The sequence below is a fragment of the Sphingomonas sp. genome, from assembly GCF_041661885.1.
In the GTDB taxonomy this organism is placed as follows: domain Bacteria; phylum Pseudomonadota; class Alphaproteobacteria; order Sphingomonadales; family Sphingomonadaceae; genus Sphingomonas.
Genome location: NZ_JBAZTL010000002.1, coordinates 398,659 through 422,862, shown reverse-complemented (window position 1 = coordinate 422,862; position 24,204 = coordinate 398,659). Strand labels below are relative to the sequence as shown.

Below are 24,204 nucleotides of genomic sequence, written 5' to 3'. Positions count from 1 at the left end.
CTCACTGAACAACGAAATTGGTAAAGTAAACGTTACCGACGCCTCCAAAGCCTTCTTTTTCCTTGAGCGTATCGTTGATGGCCTTGGCGATGCGGCGTTGCAGCATCTTCTTGCCGTCGCTGGTGAAAACCTGTTCCTCGGTGGTGTCGCCCAGCGCCATCAGGATTGCCGATCGCACCGCAATCTCGTTGGTTTTGATGTTCTCGATGACGGTGTCGTCATAGGGGGTGGAGACCGCGACGCCGACCTGCACGAAATGGACGCTGTCCTGCAGGTTGGAGGTAAACTCCTTTTCCATCGCATAATAATTGGAGGCATATTTGTCGCCGCCGACGCCGATTGGGGGCTTGTGGCCGCCCGTGGCACCCTCTGCCCCCTCGCCCGCACCGACGCGTTTTTGTTCGGCTTTGGGGACAAGTCGCGGCCCCGCGGGTTCAGCGGGCCCTTTTGCGCCGCCGATAAGCCCAGCATTCATCGCGAACAGCGCGCCACCAACGCCTCCGCCGACGAGCACCAGCACGCCGATGATGAGCAGCAAAATCTTCATTACGCCGCCCTTCTTCTTGGGCGTGTCCTTGGGGGTATCACTCATGATGTACTTCCTTCATTTCAGGCGAGGCGGTGGTCGGTCGGAGCGTCGGCTTCGGTCGTGACGGGCGTCGGTGTCCGGGCGATTTGCGGGTTGGGGGGCGGTTGTCGCGTGCTGGCGTTGCCGCCACCCGATGGATCGGCCGTCACGCTGGTGTCGCCGATACGCACGCCACGCGCGGCGGCCAGTTCGGCCAGGCGCGGTTGCGCCTCGGCGATCAGCGCGCGCGTGGCTTCGTGTTCGGCGGTGAAGCGGACATGGACGCGGTCACCCTCCTGGCGCACCGCGACATCGACACTGCCCAGCGCATCGGGGGTAAGCTTGATCCGCGTATCGTGGGCGTCGGCGTTGTCGCGCAAGGTTTCGATGTGATCGATCACGCGTTGCAAACCTTGATCCTGGCCGAGATCAAGCGGGGCACCATTGGCCTTGCCGGTCGCCTGCACCGCAACCGCGCCTTGCAAATCAAGCGTGGGGGCCAGCGTAATCCCGGCTTCAGGGTTCCGCACGTCGCCGTCCTCGCGCAGCCCGACCCGGTCGCGCCAGGCGGTCGCTGCAGCGATGGCGGCGGCAAAGACCTGACCTGCGGGTTGTGGCGTCGTGCTGACCGCGATGGTCGAAACGGCGGCATCGTGCTGGACGACGGGTGGAGCAACCGGCTCGCGCGCGGTCGGCCCTGCGGTATCGGACGTGCCCTTTGCGGTGACGGGCGCTGGAGTGGCATCGCGCGGTGTCGTGGTCGCCACCGCGACCGTCGCGCGCACGTCCGCCGCTCGGGCATTGGGGGCAGCCTCGCCACCCCCCGGAGGGGTCGGAGCCGAGACCGAGCGCGAAGGTGTTGCGGGTTGACCAACATAAGCAACCGCCGCGCGCGATGGGGCGGCGCTTCGGGGTGGCGGCACTGATCCCGCCAGCACAGGGGCCACCACCACCACCGATGGATTGATTGCAGCGGCGGTTTGCGCGGCTGGTATTGGTTGGTTGGGCGACGCGACGGCGTCTGTAGCAAGCGTAAACCCGGCCAGATCCACCGCATCGGCCAGCGTCTTTGCCACCTGCACGCGGGATACGGCGATGCCATCCGATATAAGGGCGGGGTTTTGCGAGGCAGCGTCGGGGCGGGAAATGGCCGCGCCCGCTTTGTCGAGGGGCGGCGGTACGGTGTTCGGCGGTGTCGGGTTGGCGACATCGGAACCGATCGAGGGCGACTCGGTGGGAACGGATTGCGCGCGGGTGGCATAGGGCGTGGAAGCGGCGCCGGGTTGCGCGGCAATGGCCGGGGCCGACGTCTGGGCGGCAGGTTCGAGGGCTGCCGTTTGTGCGGCGTCGCCGCCGGGGGCGGGCGGCTCGATGACGGGCGGCTCGATGACGGGCGCGAGGGCGGTCGGCGGCAGCGCCCAGGGAAGCAGGATCGCGGGGTCCTGATCGTCGGTTTCGGTGCCGGAGGTTGGTGTCGAGGGCAAAGCGTTGCCGTCATCGGCAAGCGGTTGCCGGGTGAGGGCGGGTGTGCCTGCCGCCGTCGCCGCGGCATCGCGCGCATCGAGGAACGCACCGAGAGTTTGTTCGAAAGCGCCCGTTGCCGCCCCATTCCCACCGGGGGCGGGAAGGATCGTGGGGGGGGCTGTGGTAATGGGCAACAGGTCGATCATGCGTGCTCCAGCGGGGGCGATCATGGCACCCGACCGACGTCATCGGGTCACTGGCTTCTCAGCAAGGATCGTGCCGAATTTTCCGTGTTGGCGGCGCAGCTTCCATCGCGCGGATCGCTTTGACCACAGCTTCGGCCTCGGCGCGCACGATCAGCTTTTCGATCGCGCTTTGGTCGCGGCGGGCTTCGCGCGTGGCTTCGCTTGCGCGCGCCGCGGTCGCCTGCGCTGCGCGCAAGCGGCCTTCGGCGGCTTCGGCCGAGCGGTGGAGACGTTCGCGCAGATGCGCGGCCGCAACCAGCGACACAGCGGTGTCAGGTGCGGGGGCGGGTGCGACATTTTCGGCCAGTTGCGCGATGCGGGCCTTGAGCATTTGCTCGCTGGCGGCGCGATCATGCGCGCGCGCTTCCTCGGCCTGGACCAGCCCGAGCTGCAGCGTGCGCACCCTGAGGATGCGGTCGAGCTTTGAGGGTTTAGCCATCGCCGAACACGCCGATCAGCTCGGCGGCGGCATCGGGCAGCGAGACCATTTCGTCGGGGTCCTGCTTGATATATTCGAGCACGGCGGGATGGCAGGCGAGCGCTGCGTCGATCGCCGGGTCAGCACCCGAGCGATAGGCCCCCATCAGCACCAGATCGCGATTTTCCTCATAGGTGGCGAGGTGACGGCGCAGCACGCGCGCGGCCATCTGGTGTGGTTTGTCGACAATGTCGTTCATCACCCGGCTGACCGAGGGGCCGATGTCGATCGCGGGATAGACACCACGTTCGGCGAGCGCGCGGTTGAGCACGATATGCCCGTCAAGGATCGAGCGCGCGCTGTCGACGACGGGGTCGTTGCCGTCATCACCATCGGCGAGCACGGTGTAGATGGCGGTGATCGATCCGCCCGAGGCAACGTCGGTGCCGGCGCGTTCGATCAGATTGGGCAACATCGCGATTGCCGAGGGGGGATAGCCGCGCGCGCTGGCCGGTTCGCCCAGCGCGAGGCCGATTTCACGTCCGGCGTGCGCCACGCGAGTGAGCGAATCCATGATGAGCAGCACCTTCTTGCCCTCGGCACGAAAGGCTTCGGCAATGGCATGGGTGCGGAGTGCGCCACGGATGCGCAGCACCGGCGAATGGTTGGCGGGCACGGCGATGACGACGGCGCGCTTGCGCGCTTCGCCCGCCACCTTGGTTTCGAGAAAGTCGGCCACTTCGCGGCTGCGCTCGCCGATCAGGCCGATAACGATGACATCGGCCTGCGCCGCGCGCACAATCATGCCGAGCAGCACCGATTTGCCGACGCCCGACCCGGCCATGATGCCGATGCGCTGCCCCTGCCCGACCGTCAGCAACCCGTTGATCGCGCGCACGCCGACATCGAGCGGGTGCAGCACGCGGCCACGGTCGAGCGGCGACTGCAATTTGCCCGCAAGCGGCCAGCGTTCCGCACCGCGGATTGGCCCCAGCCCGTCGATCGGCTTGCCTGCGCCGTCAACCACGCGACCGAGCAACGCCGCCCCGACCTCGGCCTCACCCGGAGGCCCGAGCGGGCGCACCGGCGCTTGCGGGAGCAATGCCGCAGGGCCACCGAGGTTCATAAGCAAGGTGCGGCCATTGCGGAAGCCGATCACTTCGGCTTCGACGCCCGCGTGACGATCGCCGACCTGACACACCGTGCCGACCGGTAGCGTCAGGCCGACCGCCTCCATCAGCAGCCCGTCAAACGATGCCAGCCGCCCGGAAACCTTGGGTCGCGGCGTGAAATCGGGCAGGCCGAGCGCATCGAGATAATCGCCGGTGAAGCGGTTCAGCATGGCATGCTCTTGGTGTTCCGTTCGTGCTGAGCCTGTCGAAGCACCTCTCCTCCCACAAGCGGCGGTGCGACAAACGACGGCCCTTCGACAGGCTCAGGGCGAACGGTGTGCGGGGCGGTCATGCCCCTGGCACTGCGACGCGCTCGATCGCCTGCCCCAATTGTTCGAGCCACAAGTCCGGCCCGTCCTCGACGATGGTCGATGCGCTTTCGAGCACGAACGACCCGCGCGCCACGCTCGCATCGCCCACCGCGAAGATCTGCCGGGGCAGCTTGCCCTCAAGCAAAGCGACATCGTCGGGGTGGACGCGCAGCATCGCCGATTCGGCAGCATCGGTCAGCAGGTCGGCAGCCACCTCGATCCGCTGCGCGAGCCGGTCGGACGCAATGCCGATTTCGCCGACCAGCCGTGTGACCAGGAACAGCACGGTTTCGCGCAGGCGACGCGCAACCGCCTCGCGGTCGATCCGGTCGTTCGATTGCAATGCCTGGGTAAGCGATTCCAGCAACGCTCGATCGCGGTCCGCCAATGCCGTCATTTCCGCGCGCGCGGCATCGCCGCCTTCGACATAGCCGATCGCATAACCCGCTTCATGCGCGACTGCGACGGGGTCGACAAAGGGCTGTGCCGACGGCGTGGGGTTGGCGTCGAACGGGTCCCACCCGGCGGTCGGATTCGTGGCCGGATCAGCCGGGGAGAAATGTCGTGGGTGTTCCTCCTCGCGCCCCTGGGGCGAAAAGGAGACCGGACCGCGCTCGGCGTGCTCGCGCAAATCGGCGGCGGCAAAACCGGCAACACGCGGCGCGAACGCTGCCTTCAGCGCTTCGGCCACGCCGTGGCCGCGTGCGGAAAATCCAGCGGTAAACTCAGACATAATCGTCCTCGCCTGCGCCCATCTGGATCGTGCCGTCCTTGGCGAGGTTGCGCGCAATCTGGATGATGACCTTTTGCGCGTCGAGCACTTCGCTGAGCTTCATCGGTCCGCGCGCCTCCATCTCGTCGCGAATGCCATCGGCGGCGCGGCTCGACATGCAGCCGAGGAAGCGCGCGCGGATGCTTTCGTCCACGCCCTTCAGCGCCCGCGTAAGAATGTCGCTGTCGATATTGCGGATGAGCGTGCCCAAATTCTTGTCGTCGAGTTCGAGCAGATTTTCGAACACGAACATCGCTTCCTCGATCGCCTTGGCGACGTCGCGGTCGATCTTGAACAATTTCGGCATGACACGCAGCTCGGTCGCCTTGCGCCCGCTCGACAGGATCTTGGCGGCGTCGCGCGTGCCGCCGAGCGTGACCCCGGCTGATGCCTGTGCGGCCCCCGCGCGGTTGGCGAGCATCGTGCGCAGCGTTTCGACCGCTTCGGGCGTGATCGGTCCCAGCCGCGCGAGCCGGTGCAAGATGTCGGGCTGGGCGGCATCGGGCATCAGTTCGAGCACTTGCGCGCCGACGCTGGGTTCGAGATTGGCGATCAGCACGGCGGCGATTTGCGGATGTTCCTTCTCGATCATCGCGGCGATTTCGCCCGCGTCGAGCCAGTCGAGCAAATCGAGCTGACACGCATCTTCAGCGGGGACGATCCGCGCGAGCACGCTGTCGGCCTTTTCCTGCCCCAACGCGCGCGTCATCACCGCCTCGATCCGCGGGCGCGGGTCGAAACCGATTGCGGTGCGCTCACGCGCCTTGCCGACGAAATCGTCGAGCGCATATTCGACCTCGATCTCGCTGACATCGGCCACCGCGAACATTGCCTTGCCAAGCTGCCGCACTTCCTCGGGGTCGAGCTTCTGCAGGATTGCGGCGGCCTCTTCCTCGCCGACCAGCATCATCAGCACGGCGGCGCGTTCTACGCCGGTATAGGTGCGCATGGGGGCGTTCATGACTTTATCATGTCCCGCACGGCGAGCGCGGCGCGCGCCGGATTGTCGCGGGTGAAGCCGCGCACCATGCCGATGCGATCGTCATAGTTGCGCGCGCTCTCCAACGCCTGGATGCTGACGGGCTGGTCGGCTGGCGGCGGCGCGGCCAACCCGCCGCCCTGCGCTTCGCTCAGCAAATCGCGGCCGAGCGCCGGACGAGCTTGCGCCACGGGTTCTTCGTGTTTCTTGAGCAGACCCTTGGCAAGCGGACGAACGCCAAGAAACAAAACCAGCAACGCGATGACCAACGCGGTGGCGTTGCGCGCCACGACGGGCAACCATCCAGCCTCATACCAGGGTTGTTTGTCGTCCAGCGTGTTGCCGCCGGCAAACGTGCGGCTGATAACGGTGACGTGGTCACCCCGGTTGGCATTGTAGCCGACCGCCGTCTGGACAAGCTGCGTCACTTGCTGAATTTCAAGCGGGCTGCGCGGTTTGCCGGTTGCGGGATCGCGCAACAGCACCGCGACCGAGAGGCGCGTGATCGCACCAGGCGCGGAACGGCTGACCGACACTTCCCTGCCGAGATCGTAAGCGCGTGAATATTGTTCACTCGCCTTCATCGCATCGCTGACTGCGCCGGCGGCGGCTGCCACGACCGGGGCGGCGACGCCCGGCGTGGAGACACCCGAGCCAGCGGGCGGCGCGGGGGTTGGCGTCGCCGCAGGTTGCGGGGCGGACAGCGTCGAAGCGGGCGGCGGCGTGTTGGACAACGCACCGGGGATGCCGCCGGGCGCTTGCGCGTCCTTGCCATTGCCGGTCCATTGGCCCTGCTCGACGCGGAGGGCGCCTTGCTTGTCATAGCTTTCGCGGGTCGCCTGGGTTTCGTTCAGATCGACATCGGCCTGGATTTCGGTGGTGAAATTGCCCGCGCCAATCAGCGGGGTGAGCAACTGCATCACCTGCGCGCGATATTTTTCCTCGATCCGACGCTGAAAAGCGATGCGTTCGTCGCTGGCGATGCCGAGTTGGCTTTGATTGGTCCCCTTGGTCAGCAACCCGCCCATCTGGTCGACGATGGTAACGCTTTCCGGCTTCATGCCGGGAACCGAGGAGGCGACGAGGTTGACGATCGAGGATACCTGCGCATCGCCGAGCGAACGGCCCGGCTGGAGCTTGACGATTACCGAGGCAGAGGGCGCCGCATTGTCGCGCACGAACACCGATTGTTCGGGCGTGGCGAGGTGGACGCGCGCTTCGGCCACCGCATCGATTTCCTGGATCGATCGCGCCAGTTCGGTCTCGCGGGCCTGGCGCAGGCGTTCGCCTTCAACGGCGCGTGATACGCCCATCGGAAGATTGTCGAGGATCTGGTATCCGCCGGGGGCGGCCTTGGGCAGGCCCTGCCCGGCGAGCAGGATGCGCGCGCGCGAATAGTCGTCCTCCGCAACCGTCAACGCGCCGGTGCCGGGGTCGATCCGCGAGGTGATGTTGGCTTGTTGCAACGCGGCCGTCACCGATGCCTTGTCGCTATCGGCCAGCCCCGAGAACAGCGTCTTCTGGGTTGGCGTGGCGAGCACCATCCAGGCCAGCGCGGCGCTGGCGATCAAGCCGACGAGCAAGGCCATCGGCAAGCTGCGGCGGACGGCGGGTTGCGCAAGCAAACCCTGAATTTGCTGCAAGGGGTTGGCAAAACGTTCGGGCACCAGGGCGGCGACACCGGACTGCGGGGCGGGGGTGAGGGCGTTGCTCATCTATTTTAGACCGGCATACTCATAATGTCCTTGTATGCGGACAGCAGTTTGTTGCGGACTTGCAGTGTCGCTTCGAACCCGACCGCGGCTTCTTGGCGTGCCAGCATCACCTTGGCGATGTCGATCGTTTCACCACGTTCATAGGCTTCGGACAGTTTGCCTGCCTCGACCTGACCCTGGTTCACGCTCTTCAGCGTGTTCTCAAAGGTTGCGGCAAAGCTGGCGGGTTTGTCGGCTGCCGCAGGCGCAGCCCCCGATGCGGCACCCGCCCGGGCGAGCGCCTGGTTGCGTTCCAGGATCTGCGCGCGCAGCGCCATCACCCGGTCGACGCCCATCGCGCCGCCACCGTCTATGCCATCGATGCTCATGCCCACGCCGTCCGGTTGCTGGCGGGAACGATGTCATCGCCTTGCTCGCGTGCCTTGGCGAGGCGATACCGCAGCGTGCGTTCCGAAATGCCAAGCCGCTTGGCGGTTTCGGTACGGCTGCCGTTGCACGCGGCGAGCGTTTCGCGGATCGCCTGAAATTCGTGCATCTGGACGATGTTGCCAAGCGTCGCGGGGTGCCCCGGCTGATCGTTGGCGGCGCGGTTGCTCGGCCGGTCGAATACGATATGTTCGGCTGAAATCGTGTCACCGCCGGCAAACAGCAACGCGCGCTGCACGACGTTTTCCAGCTCGCGGACATTGCCCGGCCAATCGTGGCGCATCAGCAGATCGATCGCGGACCGGTCCGGCCAGGGGATCGTCATGCGGTTGCCGGCATGGCGCAGGATCAGCGTCGCCGCCAGCGCGGGAATATCCTGTGTACGGGCGGCCAGCGGCTTGGTGGTCAACGGAAAAACCGACAGGCGGTAATAAAGGTCGGCGCGGAACCGGCCCGCCGCGACTTCGTCCTGAAGATCGCGATTGGCGCACGCGATGACGCGCACGTCGATCGCCTGTGGCTGGGTGGCCCCGATCGGCACGATTTCACGCTCCTGCAAGGCGCGCAGCAGCTTGGCCTGGAGCTGCAACGGCAATTCGGCGATTTCGTCGAGCAGCAGCGTGCCGCCATGTGCCGCGCGGAAAAACCCCTCTCCGCCCGAGGACGCACCCGTAAACGCGCCCTTTTGATGGCCGAACAGCAGCGCCTCGAGCATCGTTTCCGGCAGGGCCGCGCAGTTGATGGCGACGAAGGGCGCAGCCGCGCGCGCCGATTTCAAATGGATCGAGCGCGCCAGCACCTCCTTGCCGGTGCCGGTTGGGCCGTTGATGAGGACCGTGATGTCGGCGGCGGCGACGCGATCGGCAAGGGCATGGAGCGCCAGGCTTTCGGGGTCGGCGGCGGTCGGCATTTCAGGCTCGGCGAGCAAGGCACGGACGAAGCCCGCGCCCACCGCGGCGTCTGCATCGGTATAAGCGATACGCGCCGGGTTGCCATCGTGCGAGGGCGCCACATAACGGCCGTCGGTGCCGATCACGACAGTGCGCGCGGCGGCGGGAGGCGTTTCGCCCTCCGCGACGAGGTACAGATCCCCGCTGCGCAGCTTGCCGTCTTCAAAGCTGGCGATGGCGAAGCCTTGCGCGCGCAGGATGGAAACCAGCGCATAATGCTGGCGGAGTATCGCGGCGGATGGGACGATGGATCGCATGAAATTCCCCCTGGTCAATTCCGGGAATGCCCTACCCGTGGTAAACGAGCCGTTAAGGACGTTCTGAGGCGGCAATTTTTTTCCGGCGGCAATCCGCCGCCACCGTGAGCCACCCCGGAATCGGGGGGGCGATGGCGAAAAATAGTATGTGGTTTGCAAAAGTACTTAATCGCCAGCGCGACCGGTCGTTACCTGTGATGGCGGCTCGGCTCTCCGATAGGGGGCGGCGGGATTGCCGAACCACGATGGAGACACATCATGACTGTTATTGGAACCAACGTTGCCGCACTGCGCGCGACCAATGCGTCGAATGCGGCCAGCACTGCGCTGCAGACCAGCATCGAACGTCTGGCGACCGGCAAGCGCATCAACTCGGCCAAGGATGACGCGGCCGGCCTTGCCATTGCATCCTCGCTGACCTCGCAGATTCGCGGCCAGAACCAGGCGATTCGTAACGCGAACGACGGTATTGCGCTGTCGCAGACCGCCGACGGCGCGCTTGGCGAAGTTACCAACATTTTGCAGCGTGTTCGTGAACTTGCCGTTCAGTCGGCATCGGGGACCTATGCTGATACCGACCGTACCAACCTGCAGGCCGAAGTCACGCAATTGACCGGTCAGTTGACCGACATTCAGAACAAGACCAATTTCAACGGCGTTTCGTTGCTTGGTAGCACGGCTGGCACCGTCAACATTCAAACGGGTTCGGCGGGGACCGACACGGTCTCGCTTGCGGTTGGCGGGTTGGATCTGTCTGCCGTCACTGGTTCGGACATTTCCACCGCAGGGGGCGCAACCACGGCGCTTGATGCACTCGACACCGCGCTCGCGTCGGTCAACACCACGCGAGCATCGCTGGGTGCGGGCCAGAGCCGTTTGAACTCGGTCGTCAACAATCTGACCAACAGCGTTTCCAACCTGACCGACGCACGCAGCCGTATTGAGGATGTCGACTTCTCGACCGAAACGACCAGCCTCGCCAAGGCGCAGATTCTCAGCCAGGCCTCGACCGCGCTGCTCGCCCAGGCGAACCAGTCGCAGCAGGGCGTGTTGAGTCTGCTCCGCTAAGACGGACCGGCCCTGGCACCCGACCCCCTATACCGGTGTCGGGGCCGACCGGGATCTCTCGCTTATGCGGGGCGGTCCACCGAAAACCCCGACGGTCCATCAGGACCGTCGGGGTTTTTCATATCGGGGTATCGGGGAAACCCAAAAATGGTGCTGCCGGTGAGGATTGAACTCACGACCTCAGCCTTACCAAGGATGCGCTCTACCACTGAGCTACGGCAGCATGTCCACGAAGCGTCTTACGGCGCGAGCGGAAGCGGCCTAAGAGCCGCTGGAGCAGACATTGTCAAGGAGCGTGTGGCGACGTGGCGACGAAAGACGAGGAAAAAGCCGAACGGCTGGCGGCGGCGCTGCGCGAGAATCTGAAGCGGCGCAAGGGTCGCGCCCGCGCTCTGGACGCCGTCGCGACCGCTCCCGCCTCCGACGCGCCTAAGCAATAGGCGCGCATTTCGCCGCCAGCCAGGCCCGCTCCTCCGTATCCAGATAAGGCCCGATCACCGCGACGACTCGCGCATGATACGCGTCGAGCCAGGCCCGCTCGCCCGCGCTGAGCATATCGGCGACGATCAGCGAGCGTTCGATCGGGCAGAAGGTCAGCGTTTCGAAGCCGAGCATCGTCACGCCGTGCGCGAAGGGACGTTCCTCGACCAGCAGCAGATTCTCGATGCGGATGCCATATTCCCCGGCTTTGTAATAACCCGGCTCGTTCGAGAGGATCATGCCAGCGCGCAGCGGCTCGGCCGCACCCCCGCCGGGATAGCTGGGTGGGGCGATTCGCTGCGGGCCTTCATGCACCGACAGATAGGCCCCGACGCCGTGGCCGGTGCCATGCGCATAATCGAGCCCGATTTGCCACAAGGGCGCGCGCGCGAACGAATCGAGCTGGCCGCCCGTGGTGCCCGCCGGGAAGACCGCAGTGGCGAGCGCGATATGCCCCTGCAGCACGCGGGTGAAACGGTCGCGCATTTCGTCGGTCGGCGTGCCAATCGGCAGGACGCGGGTCAGGTCGGTCGTGCCATCGGCATATTGTCCACCCGAATCGACCAGATAGAGCTGGCCGAGCGCCAGCGGCGCGTTCGATTCGGGGGTCGAATGGTAATGCGGGCTGGCCCCATGCGCGCCAGTCGCCGAGATCGTGTCGAACGAGGTGTCGAGCAACACGCCGGTTTCTTCGCGAAAGTCTTGCAGCTTGGCGACGCAGGAAAGTTCGGTCAGGCCGCCCTTGGGCGCCTCCGCCTCGACCCAGCGCAGAAAGCGCGCGACAGCGGCGCCGTCGCGCACGGATGCCGCACGGTGGCCGCCAATCTCGACCGGATTTTTGATCGCCTTGGCCAGCACCACCGGATCGCGCAGCGCCAACACGGTTGCACCCCCTGCCGCGAGCCGGTCGAAGATTGCCGAAACGGCGCGTTCGGGGTCGGCGGCGATGCGCTTGCCGGAATATCCCTCCAGTGCCCCCGCAAAGGCCTCGCGCGGATGCAGGCGGATCGCATTGCCAAGATGTTGGCGCACCGTATCGGTCAGCTTTTCGGGCGCGACGAACAGGTCGGCAGTGCCATCGGCATCGACAATGGCATAAGCGAGGGCAACAGGGGTGTGCGCCACGTCGCTGCCGCGCAGATTGAGTGCCCAGGCGATCGAATCGAGCGCGGTCAGTACGACGGCATCGGCCCTGGTCTCGGCAAGCCAATCGGCGATCTGCGCGCGCTTGGCCGCCGAGCCGAGCCCGCTCTGCGCGTCATCCTGAACCGAGAGCAAGGCAGGTGACGGGGCCGGACGATCGCTCCACACCGCGTCGATCGGGTTGTGCGTCACCGCAACCAGCTCTGCCCCGCGCGCGGCCAGCGCCGCGCGCGCGTCGGCGACCCAGGCGCTGGTGTGCAGCCACGGGTCATAGCCGATCCGCCCGCCCGTCGGCGCATGCTCGCCCAGCCAGCGCGCAACGTTGCTCGCCGGCACCGCGATATAGTCCCACTCGTCCGCCGACACCTGCTCGCGCACTTGCAGCGTGTAGCGGCCATCGGTGAAGATCGCCGCGCGATCGGCCAGCACCACCGCGCTGCCGGCCGAGCCCTTGAACCCGGTCAGCCAGGCAAGCCGCTGGGCATAAGCCCCGACATATTCGGACATATGTTCATCGGTCAGCGGTATGACAAAGCCATCGAGTCCGTCGTGCGCAAGCTGGGCGCGGACGGCGGCAAGACGGGCGGAATAGGAGGACATGGGCGGCTTTCGCGAGTGGAAGGTTGGGCCAAGGTTAGGGCAAATGCGCTGCATTTGTCAGGGTAAAAGTCAGCAGCCGCAGATTTTGGACCGGGCGTGGACGGACGTCCCGCAGTTTGGGCGAGTGCCGTCTATAATGAAGCGGCATCGCTTTTTTGCAGGAAAGTCGTTCCCTCATGTCCATCGCCAGGCGCCTTCGCATCGGCTCGGCTTTGATTACAGTCACCATGTTGCTGGCGATCGTGATCGCAGCTTATGGTATCAATCTGGTGCGGATCGGAGGCCCGATCGGCGACCAGATCCAGGCCGAATCGGATTATGTCGCCGACATTTTGCCGCCGCCCGAATATGTGCTCGAGCCGTTTCTGGAGGCGACCTTGCTCGCCAACCATCCCGAGCAAGTGGAAATGCGCGCGACACGCCTGGCGGCCTTGCGCAAGGCTTATGACGAGCGGCACGATTATTGGAAGGCCTCCACGCTCGATCCCGAGCTGGTGAGCGCGTTGACGCGCGATGCCGATGCCCCGGCGCGGCGGTTGTGGAGTGAGGTCGATCGGCTGGTCGCCGCCGCACGGGTACGGGATGCGGCGACGATTGCGAGCAGTTACGCACGCCTTGCCGATGCCTATGCCGCGCACCGCGCGCAAATCGATAGAGCGGTTACCCTGGCCAACACGCATCAGGCCGCGCTCAAGGCACGGGCCGAGTACACTTTGACCGCAGTCGCGGTTGCTTTGCTTGGGCTTGCTGTGACGATCCTGGTTCTGGCGATTGGATCGCGCCTGTATCTCACGCACCGCGTGATGGCGCCGCTGGGGCAATTGGTCGAGGCGACCGATGCGCTGGCCGAAGGGGCCGAGCGAAGCGTACCGTACCTCGACCGTGTCGACGAACTCGGCCAGATGGCGCGCGCGGTCGATATGTTCCGCCAAGCGGCCGCCGCGCGCGCCGCGCAGGAGGCGCAGGCCAGCGCCGAGCAGAAAGAGGTGGCGGACGCGCTTGGCCAGGTGTTGCGGACGATGGCGGCGGGGGATCTGCGCGGCGGGGACGCGCTGCGCTTCCCGCCAAGCTATGCCGCGGTCAATCGCGATCTCAACGATGCGGTCGATACACTGCGCTCGATGGTGCAGGCGGTGGTGGAAACGACCGCCGAGATTGACGAGTCCTCAGGTTCGATCGCGCGTGCGACCGGGGATCTGGCGGAACGCACCGCGAGCAGCGCGGTGGTGATCGAGCAGACCTCGGCAGCCGTTGGACGGATGGAGGCGCGGTTGCGCAGCACGGTGCAGGCGGCGCACAAATCCTCCGACGGATCGCAAGCGACGCTGGCGGCGGCAGGCGAAGTGCGCGTGCGCGCCGACGGTGCGATGGAGGTGATGAACCGCGTTTCCAGCAGTGCCGCCGGCATCGACGACGTTATCGAAGGCCTCGACAAGATCGCCTTCCAGACGCGCGTTCTGGCGATGAACGCGGCGGTCGAAGCGGGGCGTGCGGGGGATGCGGGGCGCGGGTTTGCGGTTGTCGCCGACCTTGTTTCGACGCTGGCGATGCGGGCGGAGGAAGAAGCCAAGCGCGCGCGCGCCCAACTCAGCGCGACGCAGCAGGAAGTGGCGGTCGCGGTCGATGCGGTCGGGCTGGTTCATGGCGCGCTGGAAACCATCATGACGAGTTGCACCGAAGCGGTCGCATTGACTCAGGCGATTGCCAGCGACAATGCCGCGCAAGCCGAAGCGATTGGCGAGATTACCAGCGCGGTCGCGCAGCTCGACCGGATCGCACAACAAAATGCCGGAATGGTGACCGAAACCTCCGCCACGGCTGCCACGCTGGCGCACGACATCGCCACACTGGCGGCGCGCGCGGCGGCGTTCCGGTATGACAGCCGTGACGGCGATGCCCCACCCCTGACCGAGCAGCCCGCGAGCGAGCAACGCCCGGTGACGGAACCGGCCCAGCGTCGCGCGCCGTCCGGGCGCGTGGTCCGGCTGGCACCCTCGCGGACATTGCGGCGCGCCTGATCGCCCCATCTCGACTTGGCCTGCGGCAAGCGGGTAGGAGAGGGGATGACCGAAACGCTTCCGCCCCCCGTCGCCGACACCCGCCCGCATAGCTTCACCGCGCATGGGTACACCATCGAAGATCCTTATGCCTGGCTGAAGGACCCCAACTATCCCGAGGTGACCGACACGGACGTGCTCGCTTATCTCGCGGCGGAAAACGCCTATTTCGAAAGCGTGATGGCGCCGCACCGCCCGCTGATCGACCGGCTCTATGAAGAGATGAAGGGCCGCATCAAGGAAGACGATTCCTCGGTGCCGCAAAAGGATGGCGACTGGCTGTACTGGACCGCGTTCGAAACCGGCGGGCAGTATCGCAAATGGTGGCGGCGTCCCGTGTCGGCGGGTGAGGATAAGAGCCAGGACGTGCTCATCCTCGACGAACCCGCTCTGGCCGAGGGCAAGGAATATTTCCGGCTGGGGGCCTTTTCGGTCAGCAATGACGGGCGGCTGCTCGCTTATGCGATCGACGACAATGGTTCGGAACGCTTCGAGGTGCGCGTCAAGGATTTGATGACCGGGGAGCATCTGTCCGACGTCATTCCGGGGATGCTCTCCGAAATCGTGTGGACCGCCGATGACAAGGGCTTTCTCTACGGCCTCGCCAACGATCAGTGGCGCACCGACAATGCGCGGCTGCACTGGCTGGGCACGCCGATCACGCAAGATATCGAACTGTTCAAGGAAGCTGACGAGGGTTTCCGCGTGGGGGTGAGCGAGACCAGCGACCGCAAGTGGATCGTGCTGTCGACCGGCGACCATGTGACGAGCGAAATCTACCTGCTGCCTGCGACCGACCCGCTCGCCACGCCGCTGTGCGTGTCGCTGCGCCAGGTCGGGCGCGAATATGATGTCGACATGCACGGCGACACTTTGTTCATCCACACAAACGACACCGACCCCAATTTCCGCCTGTGCACCGCGCATATTTCGACGCCCGGCGAATGGGTCGAGAAGATCGCGCCGTCGCGCCATTTCTACATGACCGGGGTCGATTGTTTCCGCGACTTCTTCATCGTCGACGGGCGCGAAGACGGGCTCGATCAAATCGAGATCCACCGTTACGAGGAGGGCATCGCCCCGCAGCGCATCCGCTTCCCCGAGGCGAGCTATGATGCGGGTCTGGGCAACAATCCCGAATATGCGATGCAGGTGCTGCGCGTCGGGTATGAATCGATGGTCACGCCGGGCACCGAATATGATTATGATGTGGCGACGGGTGAGTTGACCACGCTGAAGGTGCAGGAAATCCCGAGTGGGTATCAGGCGGCGAAATACCGCACCGAACGCCTCAAAATTACCGCGCGCGACGGAACGCACGTGCCGGTGTCGATCGTCTATCCGGCGGACTTTCCACGCGACGGGTCGCGTCCGCTGTTTCTCTATGCTTACGGTGCCTATGGCTATGCCATTCCGCCGGGCTTTTCGACCGGGCGGCTGTCGCTGCTCGATCGCGGCTTTGCCTATGCCATCGCGCACATCCGCGGCGGCGACGATCTGGGCCAGCAATGGTATCTCGACGGCAAGCTGGAAAAACGCACCAACACCTTCAACGATTTCGTCGATGTGGCGAAGGGGTTGATCGCGGATGGCTGGACGGCGGCGGGCAAGATCGCAATTGCCGGGCGGTCGGCTGGCGGCGAATTGATGGGCGCGGTGGTCAATTCCGATCCAGACCTGTGGGGCGCGGTGATCGCCGACGTACCGTTCGTCGATGTGCTCAACACCATGCTGGATGCGGATTTGCCGCTGACGCCGGGCGAATGGCCCGAATGGGGCAATCCGATCGAGGACAAAGCCGCGTTCGAGTTGATCCGCAGCTATTCGCCGTATGACCAGGTGACGGCGCAGGCCTATCCGCCGCTGTTCATTTCGGGCGGCCTCAACGATCCGCGCGTGACCTATTGGGAGCCGGCCAAATGGGCGGCCAAGCTGCGCGCCACCAAGACCGATGACAATGTCCTGCTGCTCAAGACCAATATGGGCGCGGGGCATGGCGGCAAATCGGGCCGGTTCGAAAGCTTGCGCGAGGGCGCGGAGGAACATGCCTTCGTGCTGTGGCAGCTCGGCATCGAGGGATAATCGGCCACCGGTGTCGGCGCCCCCCAAGCGCGGACGCATCAGGGGAACTACGCATTTCGGCGGGGCGCGGCTTTTTGTCAGGGTTGCCGGGAACCTGTTGCCCGCTTCGGGGCTTCAAGGCGCAAACCCCAGGAAAAGGCCGCAACGATGCTCGAACATCTCCCCGAATGGCTTGGTGCTTCGCTGAGCGGCGTGCGCGCGGGGGCGGAGCATCTCACGATCGTCAACCCAGCGCTGGGCAAGAGTTTTGCACCAATCGTGCTTAGCAGCCCGGCCTTTGGCGACTGGACCGAAATGCCGCGGCGCTTCACCGCCGATGGTGCGGGCGTGTCGCCGCCGCTGGCTTGGGACGCGGTGCCGGCAGGCACGCAGAGCCTTGCGTTGATTGTCGAGGATGCCGATTCGCCGACGCCTGCGCCGCTGGTTCACGCGATTCTGTGGGGCTTGCCAGCGGGAATGCGCGCGCTGGCCGAAGGCGCGATCGTCGCCGATACCGCGACCGGCGATACCGGCAGAAATTCCCTTCTTTCACAAAACTGGCTCTCGCCCGATCCGCCCAAGGGGCATGGCGAGCATCGCTATGTTTTTCAACTGTTCGCGCTCGATTGCCCAGCCGCCAATTTGGGCGATGCGCCGGGGCGTAGCGCAGTGCTCAACGCGATGGCGGGCCATGTGATCGGCGCAGGGATGCTGACCGGGCTTTATGCGCGGGGGCAGGTTGTGGGCTAACCCCTTCCGCCTGAACTCAACCGCTATTCCGGAGCGCCGTCGCGATTGCGTTGATCGACAGCAGGATGCCCTCGCCGATTCGTTCATCCTCGTCGCCCGCGCGGCGGCGCTTGATGAGTTCGATCTGGAGCAGGTTGAGCGGCTCGATATAGGGCAGGCGCAGGCGGATCGAGGCGTCGAGCGCGGGGTGCGCCTCCAGCAGGCGCGATTGGCCGGTGACTTGCAGCAACCCGTCATGCGCTTGCTGCCAGCCGCTTTCGATGCGCGGGAAGATCGCATCGGCGAGCGCGCGGTCCTCGACCAGCCCGGCATAGCGCGCGGCAATGCCTATGTCGGACTTGGCGATCACCTGTTCCATATTGGCGAGGCTGGCGGCGAAGAACGGCCAGCCTTGCGCCATTTCAGCGAGCAAACCCTTGTCCGGAAACGCCGCCAGCGCATGGCCGACACCGTACCAGCCCGGCAGCATCACGCGCGCCTGCGCCCAACTGAACACCCAGGGAATCGCGCGCAGATCCTCGATCCGGTCGGATTTGGTGCGGCTCGCCGGGCGGCTGCCGATCTTGAGGCCGGAAATTTCGGCGAGCGGGGTCATCTGGCGGAAGAAGGTGCGGAACCCGCGATCGTCACCGTTGCTGCCGTACACCAGATCGCGATAGGCCGCGAAGGCGGAGGCGGAGAGCGTGTCCATCGCCGCCGAGAAGCGGGCGGTGTCCGCCGCTGACAGTGCGTCTGGCTCCAGGCTGGCGAGCAAGGTGGCCGACGCCATCGCCTCCAAATTGGTCATCGCGCTGTCGCGCGTGCCATATTTGCCCGCGATCACTTCGCCCTGTTCGGTGATGCGGATGCGGCCCTGCACCGTGCCGGGCGGCTGCGCGCGGATTGCGGCGAAGGACGACCCACCGCCGCGCCCGACCGCGCCGCCGCGACCGTGGAACAATTGCATCCCAACACCCGCATCGGCAAACACGCTTTTCAGCGCGGTCGAGGCCTTGGACAGGCTCCAGGTCGAGGTGAGATACCCCCCGTCCTTGTTGCTGTCCGAATAACCGATCATCACTTCCTGGAAGCTGCGCGCCGCAGTAATGCCGCGCACTTCGGGCAGCGCGAACCATTCGGTCATGATGGCGGGGGCGGCCTCGAGATCGCCGATCGTCTCGAACAGCGGCACCGCCATGATCGCCGCGCTCGACGGCTCGCCCGAGGCACCGCCGGGGCGATACAGGCCGACCTCCTTCAACAGGATGTTGAGTTCGAGCAGATCCGATACCGATTGCGCCATCGACACGATATGCTGCGCGATGCACGCCGGGCCATAAGTGGCGTGCGCCTTTGCCGCCGCGCGCAGGATGGCCAGTTCGGACCGCGTCTCGTCTGAATAAGCGGCGAACGGGCTGGCGAGCGGGCGCGCATTGGACAGTTCGTGACGCAGCAGCGAGACGCGCTGCGATTCGCCCAGCGCCAGATAGTCGCCCTCGACGCCGGCGACCTTGAGCAGTTCGGCGACGACGCGTTCGTGGACCGCGCTGTTCTGGCGCAGATCGAGCGTCGCCAGATGGAAGCCGAAGGTCTCGACCGCGCGCACCAGCCGCCCGAGCGCACCGCCCGAGGACAGCGCACCGCCGCCCTGATGCTCCTCTTGCCGCAGCGCGCGCGCGATGATGACAAGATCGGCGCGGAACGCCTGCGGATCGGGGTAGCGTTCGCCCTTCAATGCGCCGGGGCGGGGCGCTGGCTTGCCGGTGAGCGCGAGGTGCGTCGCGGCGAGGCGCGCGTAAATGCCCGACAAGGCGCGGCGATAGGGTTCGTCGCTGCGGCTTTCGGCGGTATCGCCGCTTGCCTCGGCCAGCGCCTGTACGCCTGCATCGGCGGGGGCGAGATCGGTCGAGATCGACAGTTCGGCACCCAGCGCATGAACCGCGTCGAGATAATAGACCAGCACCGCTTCGCTCGCCTTGGCGAGCGCGGTGGTCAGGCTGTCGGCAGTGACGAAGGGGTTGCCATCACGGTCGCCGCCGATCCAGCTTCCCGGCCGCACGAAGCTCGGCACGCGTTCGCCAAGCGCCCGGTCCCACCGCTGATAGAGCGCGGGCAAAGCGGGCAGGAACACGTCGCGCAAATAACTGAGCGCGGTTTCGACTTCGTCGGTAACGTACAGCCGCTCGCGCCGCAGCACGCGCGTCTGCCACAACAAGGCGATTTGGCGCAGGATCGCCTCTTCGATATTGTCGCCATCGGGGGTTTCGGTGGCGCCGCCATCGCGCAGCAGCATCAAGGCGGCGATGCGGTTGCGGTGGTCGATCATCGATTTGCGGCGCACCTCGGTCGGGTGCGCGGTAAGCACGGGGGCGATCAGTGCGTGGTCGAGCAGGCGCATCACCTGCGCCTTGTCGATGCCTTCGTCCGCCAGCCGTTCGAGCGCGGCGGCAAGGTCAGCCCCGCGTTCGGCGGCGACGCCCTGGCGATCCTCGGCAAGATTGGCGAGCATTGAGAACAGCATGAAACCGCGCACGAAATCGAGCGTTTCGTCGAGGTTCAGCCGGTCGAGCCCGAGATCGACGTCGGTCCCGCCGCGATGCCGGTCGACCGATGCGGCGCGGATATGTTCGGTACGCTGATACAGCGTATCGCCACCATAAGCGCGAATGACATCGCCGAGCAATTTGCCCAGAAAACGGATGTCGGGATTGTTTGCGATACCGGGGAGGGATGCCATTAGCCTATGCTGCATTGCGGCAGCGCGGGGGTCAACGGTGGATGTGGATCATCCGATCACTCGGGACGGGCCACTCGTGCTTTGGCTTCGAAAAAATCGGTGTCCTTTTCCAGCCGCTTGGCGGAGATGCCCTGATCCTTGAAGCCCGCAGCGAGCGTCTCGTTTTGCGCGACCGCGCTGCTCATATCGGCGGCAAGCGCGGAGGCGGCGTGCGAATCGTCGGCACCTGTGGCCAGCATGTCGGTGTATAGCCCCTTGGCCAACGCGCTGCTCGCATCGTGCTCGACCGTCATCGCGAGGGCGGGTGCGTTGCGGAGACCGCTGCGCAACAAGGCCGTTTTCGCTTCGGGGTCGATCGCGAACAGGCCGTTCGAATATTGCACAAGATTCGCGTTGCGATCGAAGCGAGCCTTGATCGTGCGCGGCAATCGATCGGCGAAGCACTGGTCATCCGGTGGAATTTTAAGCATCGCCGAGGCCCGCAACATCATGCGAAGGGCGTCGGTGATATTGTCGGTATACGCCTCCACCTGTCTTACGAGCAGATCGGCACAGGACGGAGGGCGGTCGGTCGCGACGGTAAATTCCACGCGGTTCAGGCCCTTTCGCACATTGAGAATCAACGCGAAGGTATCGTTGTCGAGGTTCAACAAGATAGTGCGTTGTTCGACCAGGCGCGTGGGAACGGCAAGCGTTCCGGTGAAGGTGGTCGAGCCGGCATCATGCGCCAGCTCCGAAACGCCGCCGTCATCGGTTAGCGACACGCGGTGCGGTTGCGGCGCGCTCCAATGAATGATGAGCGGAATCGTTTTGGAGGTTTGCGCACTGGCGGTGAGCGGTGCGAGCGCAGCGATACAGGCGGGGATCCAGCGAAGGAGTGTCAACGCGCGCATCTCAGTCTCCGCAGCTTGATGTCATGAGGTTGGTGCCGGGGTGGGCGGCGCGGGCTGCGGCGGTTCGCCAGCGTCGGGCATTCCAAGCTGCGTCGAAACCGTACCGGTCAACCACAGACCCAGCGGAACGAACACGCGCGGCAGGCCATCAAAATAAGCCTTGCTGGTTATCAGCGTGTCGATCGTGCTGTGATCGAAAATGGCATGGGCCACGTCCCGATCGCGCAGCAGCACCGAAAGCACGATGCACAGCACGATGCCGACAAGACCGATGGCCACCACCGCATAGTATAAGGCGTCGCGTCCACGGGAGCGGGCGACGACGCCGGCACCAAGCGCCAGCAGAAACAGCAGGCCCTTGCTCAGCAATTCGGTCGGCCGATAATCCATCAGCAGCAGCAAGCCGCGCGCGGGCCAAGTATAGCCGTCCAAGGTGCCAAGCGCGAAGCCGACGGTCAGCCAGGCAAGCAACCCGGTGGTGGCGGTCACGACACTGACAGTGAACACCGCCATGATGCGTGCCGATCGTGGATCGAGCGTAGGAAAAACCCCAGCCATCGCAGCCCCCTGCCAATACAGAGAAGCTACCACAAAACCAAAGGTGGCGAAAGGCTGCAGGTAAAATCGGGATCCGACCGAGCCGGTTCGGGGATTGTCGTCGAAAAATGTAGGCTTAAGCTTCCAGTTCGACGTCCCAATACAGCCAGTCATGCCAGGTATCATGCAGGAAATTAGGCGGATAGCGGCGGCCATGTTCCTGCAATTGCCAGCTCGTCGGGCGGATCGCGTCGATGTGCAGCGGCATCCCGGCTTGCTTTGGCGTGCGTCCGCCCTTTTTGAGGTTGCACGGCGAACAGGCGGTGGCGACGTTTTCCCAGGTGGTGCGCCCGCCTTGTGCGCGCGGCACGATATGATCGAAGGTCAGGTCGTGACCGGCCCCGCAATATTGGCACATGAACTTGTCGCGCAGGAACAGGTTGAAGCGCGTGAAAGCCGGGAAAGCCGAAGGGCGCACATAGGATTTGAGGGCGATGACCGAGGGCAGTTTAATGCGCTGCGTCGGGCTGCGCACTTCGCGTTCATATTCGGCGACGATGTCGACCCGGTCGAGGAACACCGCCTTGATCGCGGTCTGCCACGGCCACAGCGAAAGCGGATAATAGCTGAGCGGCGTATAGTCCGCATTGAGCACGAGTGCGGGACAGCCATCCGGATGGCGGATCAGATCGGGATGGTACATCTGGACCCCCTTTTACCACTGAGTGGCGCTTCCTGCCGGGCTTCAAGCCCATTAGGATGACGCTGTGATGACACCGCACCCTGTCGTTAACGATTTCAGCACAGCGCGCGACTCGCGGTCAAGAGCGGTGTTGGGATGACCGTGCGCGACGTGGTTACGCGCTTTGCGCCAAGTCCGACAGGGCGGTTGCATCTGGGGCACGCCTATTCGGCGGTACTGGCGCACGATCTGGCGCGATCGGCGGGCGGGCGCTTCCTGCTGCGGATCGAGGATATCGATGGCACGCGCAGCCGCGCAGAGCATGTCGATGCGATCCTGGCTGATCTCACATGGCTGGGGCTGGATTGGGACGGGGCGGTGCTGTTCCAGTCGACTCGTGAAGCGGCCTACGCCGCGGCACTCGGGCGCTTGCAGGACATGGGGCTGCTTTATCCGTGCTTCTGCACGCGCGCCGAAATCGCGGCGAGCCAGTCGGCCCCGCACGGCCCGGAAAGCGTCTATCCGGGACTTTGCCGGGGGTTGAGCGCGACAGAACGCGCGGCGCGGATCGCGGGCGGAGTGTCGCATGCCTGGCGGCTGGATATGGCGCGCGCGGTGGCGCTGACGGAAGGGGAGGGCCTGTGGTGGAGCGATGCGCTCGCCGGGCGGGTACGCGCCGATCCGCTGACGCAGGGCGATGTCGTGCTGGCGCGCAAGGATGCGCTGGCCAGTTACCATCTCGCGGTGACGGTCGATGATGCCGCGCAAGGGGTGACGCATATCGTGCGCGGGGTCGATTTGTTCGCGGCGACCGATGTGCATCGCGTGCTGCAAGCGCTGCTGGGGTTACCGACGCCACTGTATCGTCATCATGCCTTGTTGACCGGCCCCAACGGGCGGCGGCTGGCGAAGCGCAACGACGCGCCGACGCTCGAAAGCGTGCGATTGCAGGGCGGTGACGGGCGCGCCCTGGCAAGCCGGTTGCGCGCCGGGCCGCCGGGCATTGGCATTGGTCGGCAAAACGCCTAGATTAGGCAAATGAGCACTTTCCTGACAATCCTGTTGGTCGCCGCGATGATCGCGGTGGTCGTCGTGCTGGTCCGTGGACTGGTCATCTTTCTGCTCGGCGCGAGCCAGAATTTGCGCGACGGGGCAACGCCGGGCGAGGCGCGGATCGCGTCTTCGGTGCGATCCAACCAGATGATGCAATATCGCGTGATGTTGCAGGCGGTCGCCATTTTCCTGGTGGTGGTGTTGATGTGGTTCGCCGGCAAGAGCTGAGCCCGGCTTGGGGCGTAGCCCGGCGGTTGGAATAACACATGGTCAAGCTCAACCGCATCTACACGCGCACCGGCGATGACGGCACGACCGGGCTGGTCGATGGATCGCGCATTGCCAAGGATGCGGCACGGCTGGCGGCGATGGGCGATGTTGACGAAGCCAATAGCGCGATCGGTGCGGCGATCGTGGCGATTGCGCAGGATGGCCTGGCCAGCACCGACCTGACGACATGGCTGGCGCGGATCCAGAATGATTTGTTCGATCTCGGTGCGGATCTCGCCACGCCGAAAACCGGGAGCGAGGGCGACGATTTCGCGCCATCCGCGATGACGCTGCGGGTGGTGGCGGCGCAAGTCGATCGGCTCGAGGCGGAAATCGACCGGATGAATGCGGATTTGGCACCCCTGACCAGTTTCATCCTGCCGGGCGGATCAGCCGGGGCCGCTGCCCTCCATATCGCGCGTGCGACGGTACGTCGTGCCGAGCGTACCGCGGTGGCAGCGACACGGACCGAGGCTTTCAATCCGCTCGCGCTCGCCTATCTCAACCGTCTGTCGGATTATCTGTTCGTTGCCGCGCGCGCGGTGAACCAAAGCGCGGATGGCGACGTTCTGTGGCGACCGGGAGCGACGCGCTAGTTCGGCTGGCGCTTCTGAAAG

At 65.3% G+C, this 24,204-nt stretch carries 22 protein-coding genes and 1 tRNA gene; 8 read left to right on the top strand and 15 right to left on the bottom strand.

Translation table 11 applies throughout. The annotated features are described in order from the left end of the window. Nucleotide 1: 1 nt before the first annotated feature. The 9 genes from WC704_RS06050 to WC704_RS06010 form a co-directional block, all read right to left on the bottom strand. Nucleotides 2-592, bottom strand: coding sequence for a flagellar basal body-associated FliL family protein (locus tag WC704_RS06050; RefSeq protein WP_372889006.1), 591 nt, complete (start codon nucleotides 590-592; stop codon nucleotides 2-4). A 17-nt stretch (nucleotides 593-609) separates the two neighbouring features. Then, complete coding sequence (locus WC704_RS06045; protein ID WP_372889005.1) at nucleotides 610-2,238, bottom strand: flagellar hook-length control protein FliK; 1,629 nt, start codon at nucleotides 2,236-2,238, stop codon at nucleotides 610-612. 58 nt (nucleotides 2,239-2,296) lie between these two features. Further along, complete coding sequence (locus WC704_RS06040; protein WP_372889004.1) at nucleotides 2,297-2,716, bottom strand: hypothetical protein; 420 nt, start codon at nucleotides 2,714-2,716, stop codon at nucleotides 2,297-2,299. Continuing rightward, the gene (locus WC704_RS06035) at nucleotides 2,709-4,037 is read right to left on the bottom strand and encodes a FliI/YscN family ATPase (RefSeq protein WP_372889003.1); all 1,329 of its coding nucleotides are present in this window, start codon (nucleotides 4,035-4,037) and stop codon (nucleotides 2,709-2,711) included. Before WC704_RS06035 ends, WC704_RS06040 begins: the two co-directional genes overlap by 8 nt. Before the next feature lie 118 nt (nucleotides 4,038-4,155). Beyond that, nucleotides 4,156-4,911 carry a FliH/SctL family protein gene (locus WC704_RS06030; protein ID WP_372889002.1) on the bottom strand — a complete coding sequence of 252 codons (756 nt, stop codon included), beginning with the start codon at nucleotides 4,909-4,911 and terminating at the stop codon, nucleotides 4,156-4,158. Then, a complete protein-coding gene (gene fliG, locus WC704_RS06025; RefSeq protein WP_372889001.1) occupies nucleotides 4,904-5,911 on the bottom strand; it encodes a flagellar motor switch protein FliG in 1,008 nt (335 codons plus the stop codon). The genes WC704_RS06030 and fliG overlap by 8 nt, the downstream gene beginning before the upstream one ends. Further along, nucleotides 5,908-7,644, bottom strand: a complete 1,737-nt coding sequence (gene fliF / locus WC704_RS06020) for a flagellar basal-body MS-ring/collar protein FliF (protein ID WP_372889000.1) — start codon at nucleotides 7,642-7,644, stop codon at nucleotides 5,908-5,910. Before fliF ends, fliG begins: the two co-directional genes overlap by 4 nt. 5 nt (nucleotides 7,645-7,649) lie before the next feature. Then, on the bottom strand, nucleotides 7,650-8,012 hold the full coding sequence (gene fliE / locus WC704_RS06015) for a flagellar hook-basal body complex protein FliE (RefSeq protein WP_372888999.1): 363 nt from the start codon (nucleotides 8,010-8,012) through the stop codon (nucleotides 7,650-7,652). Beyond that, on the bottom strand, nucleotides 8,009-9,277 hold the full coding sequence (locus WC704_RS06010; RefSeq protein WP_372888998.1) for a sigma-54 interaction domain-containing protein: 1,269 nt from the start codon (nucleotides 9,275-9,277) through the stop codon (nucleotides 8,009-8,011). Before WC704_RS06010 ends, fliE begins: the two co-directional genes overlap by 4 nt. 258 nt (nucleotides 9,278-9,535) lie before the next feature. Here WC704_RS06010 and WC704_RS06005 point away from each other — a divergent pair, with 258 nt between their 5' ends. After that, nucleotides 9,536-10,345, top strand: a complete 810-nt coding sequence (locus WC704_RS06005; RefSeq protein WP_372888997.1) for a flagellin — start codon at nucleotides 9,536-9,538, stop codon at nucleotides 10,343-10,345. Between the two features lie 148 nt (nucleotides 10,346-10,493). Here WC704_RS06005 and WC704_RS06000 read toward each other — a convergent pair. Next, nucleotides 10,494-10,568 (bottom strand) — tRNA-Thr (locus WC704_RS06000). Nucleotides 10,569-10,650: 82 nt separating this feature from the next. Here WC704_RS06000 and WC704_RS05995 point away from each other — a divergent pair. Next, nucleotides 10,651-10,785: a hypothetical protein gene (locus tag WC704_RS05995; protein WP_372888996.1), complete on the top strand. Its 135-nt coding sequence runs from the start codon at nucleotides 10,651-10,653 to the stop codon at nucleotides 10,783-10,785. On the opposite strand, the gene WC704_RS05990 is transcribed toward WC704_RS05995, so the two are convergent. After that, nucleotides 10,775-12,568 carry an aminopeptidase P family protein gene (locus WC704_RS05990; RefSeq protein WP_372888995.1) on the bottom strand — a complete coding sequence of 598 codons (1,794 nt, stop codon included), beginning with the start codon at nucleotides 12,566-12,568 and terminating at the stop codon, nucleotides 10,775-10,777. The genes WC704_RS05995 and WC704_RS05990 overlap by 11 nt on opposite strands. A 176-nt stretch (nucleotides 12,569-12,744) precedes the next feature. Between WC704_RS05990 and WC704_RS05985 the strand changes: the two genes are divergently transcribed. The 3 genes from WC704_RS05985 (at nucleotide 12,745) to WC704_RS05975 (ending at nucleotide 17,436) form a co-directional block, all read left to right on the top strand. Continuing rightward, nucleotides 12,745-14,586 (top strand): methyl-accepting chemotaxis protein, encoded by a 1,842-nt coding sequence (locus tag WC704_RS05985; RefSeq protein WP_372888994.1) that lies wholly within the window; start codon nucleotides 12,745-12,747, stop codon nucleotides 14,584-14,586. Between the two features lie 45 nt (nucleotides 14,587-14,631). After that, a complete protein-coding gene (locus WC704_RS05980; RefSeq protein WP_372888993.1) occupies nucleotides 14,632-16,707 on the top strand; it encodes a S9 family peptidase in 2,076 nt (691 codons plus the stop codon). A 147-nt stretch (nucleotides 16,708-16,854) separates the two neighbouring features. Further along, nucleotides 16,855-17,436: a YbhB/YbcL family Raf kinase inhibitor-like protein gene (locus WC704_RS05975; protein WP_372888992.1), complete on the top strand. Its 582-nt coding sequence runs from the start codon at nucleotides 16,855-16,857 to the stop codon at nucleotides 17,434-17,436. 16 nt (nucleotides 17,437-17,452) lie between these two features. On the opposite strand, the gene ppc is transcribed toward WC704_RS05975, so the two are convergent. The 4 genes from ppc to WC704_RS05955 form a co-directional block, all read right to left on the bottom strand. Then, on the bottom strand, nucleotides 17,453-20,152 hold the full coding sequence (ppc, locus tag WC704_RS05970; protein WP_372888991.1) for a phosphoenolpyruvate carboxylase: 2,700 nt from the start codon (nucleotides 20,150-20,152) through the stop codon (nucleotides 17,453-17,455). Between the two features lie 56 nt (nucleotides 20,153-20,208). Then, nucleotides 20,209-21,045, bottom strand: a complete 837-nt coding sequence (locus WC704_RS05965) for a hypothetical protein (protein ID WP_372888990.1) — start codon at nucleotides 21,043-21,045, stop codon at nucleotides 20,209-20,211. A gap of 21 nt (nucleotides 21,046-21,066) precedes the next feature. Beyond that, nucleotides 21,067-21,603: a hypothetical protein gene (locus WC704_RS05960; RefSeq protein ID WP_372888989.1), complete on the bottom strand. Its 537-nt coding sequence runs from the start codon at nucleotides 21,601-21,603 to the stop codon at nucleotides 21,067-21,069. A 115-nt stretch (nucleotides 21,604-21,718) separates the two neighbouring features. Continuing rightward, nucleotides 21,719-22,285, bottom strand: coding sequence for an HNH endonuclease (locus WC704_RS05955; protein ID WP_033966190.1), 567 nt, complete (start codon nucleotides 22,283-22,285; stop codon nucleotides 21,719-21,721). A 135-nt stretch (nucleotides 22,286-22,420) separates the two neighbouring features. Between WC704_RS05955 and gluQRS the strand changes: the two genes are divergently transcribed. From gluQRS to WC704_RS05940, 3 genes are read left to right on the top strand one after another with little or no spacing between them, the layout of a single operon-like run. Further along, nucleotides 22,421-23,293 carry a tRNA glutamyl-Q(34) synthetase GluQRS gene (gene gluQRS / locus WC704_RS05950; RefSeq protein ID WP_372888988.1) on the top strand — a complete coding sequence of 291 codons (873 nt, stop codon included), beginning with the start codon at nucleotides 22,421-22,423 and terminating at the stop codon, nucleotides 23,291-23,293. A 9-nt stretch (nucleotides 23,294-23,302) separates the two neighbouring features. Continuing rightward, nucleotides 23,303-23,545: a twin transmembrane helix small protein gene (locus WC704_RS05945; RefSeq protein WP_372888987.1), complete on the top strand. Its 243-nt coding sequence runs from the start codon at nucleotides 23,303-23,305 to the stop codon at nucleotides 23,543-23,545. Nucleotides 23,546-23,583: 38 nt separating this feature from the next. Continuing rightward, nucleotides 23,584-24,183: a cob(I)yrinic acid a,c-diamide adenosyltransferase gene (locus WC704_RS05940; RefSeq protein ID WP_372888986.1), complete on the top strand. Its 600-nt coding sequence runs from the start codon at nucleotides 23,584-23,586 to the stop codon at nucleotides 24,181-24,183. Nucleotides 24,184-24,204: the final 21 nt, after the last annotated feature.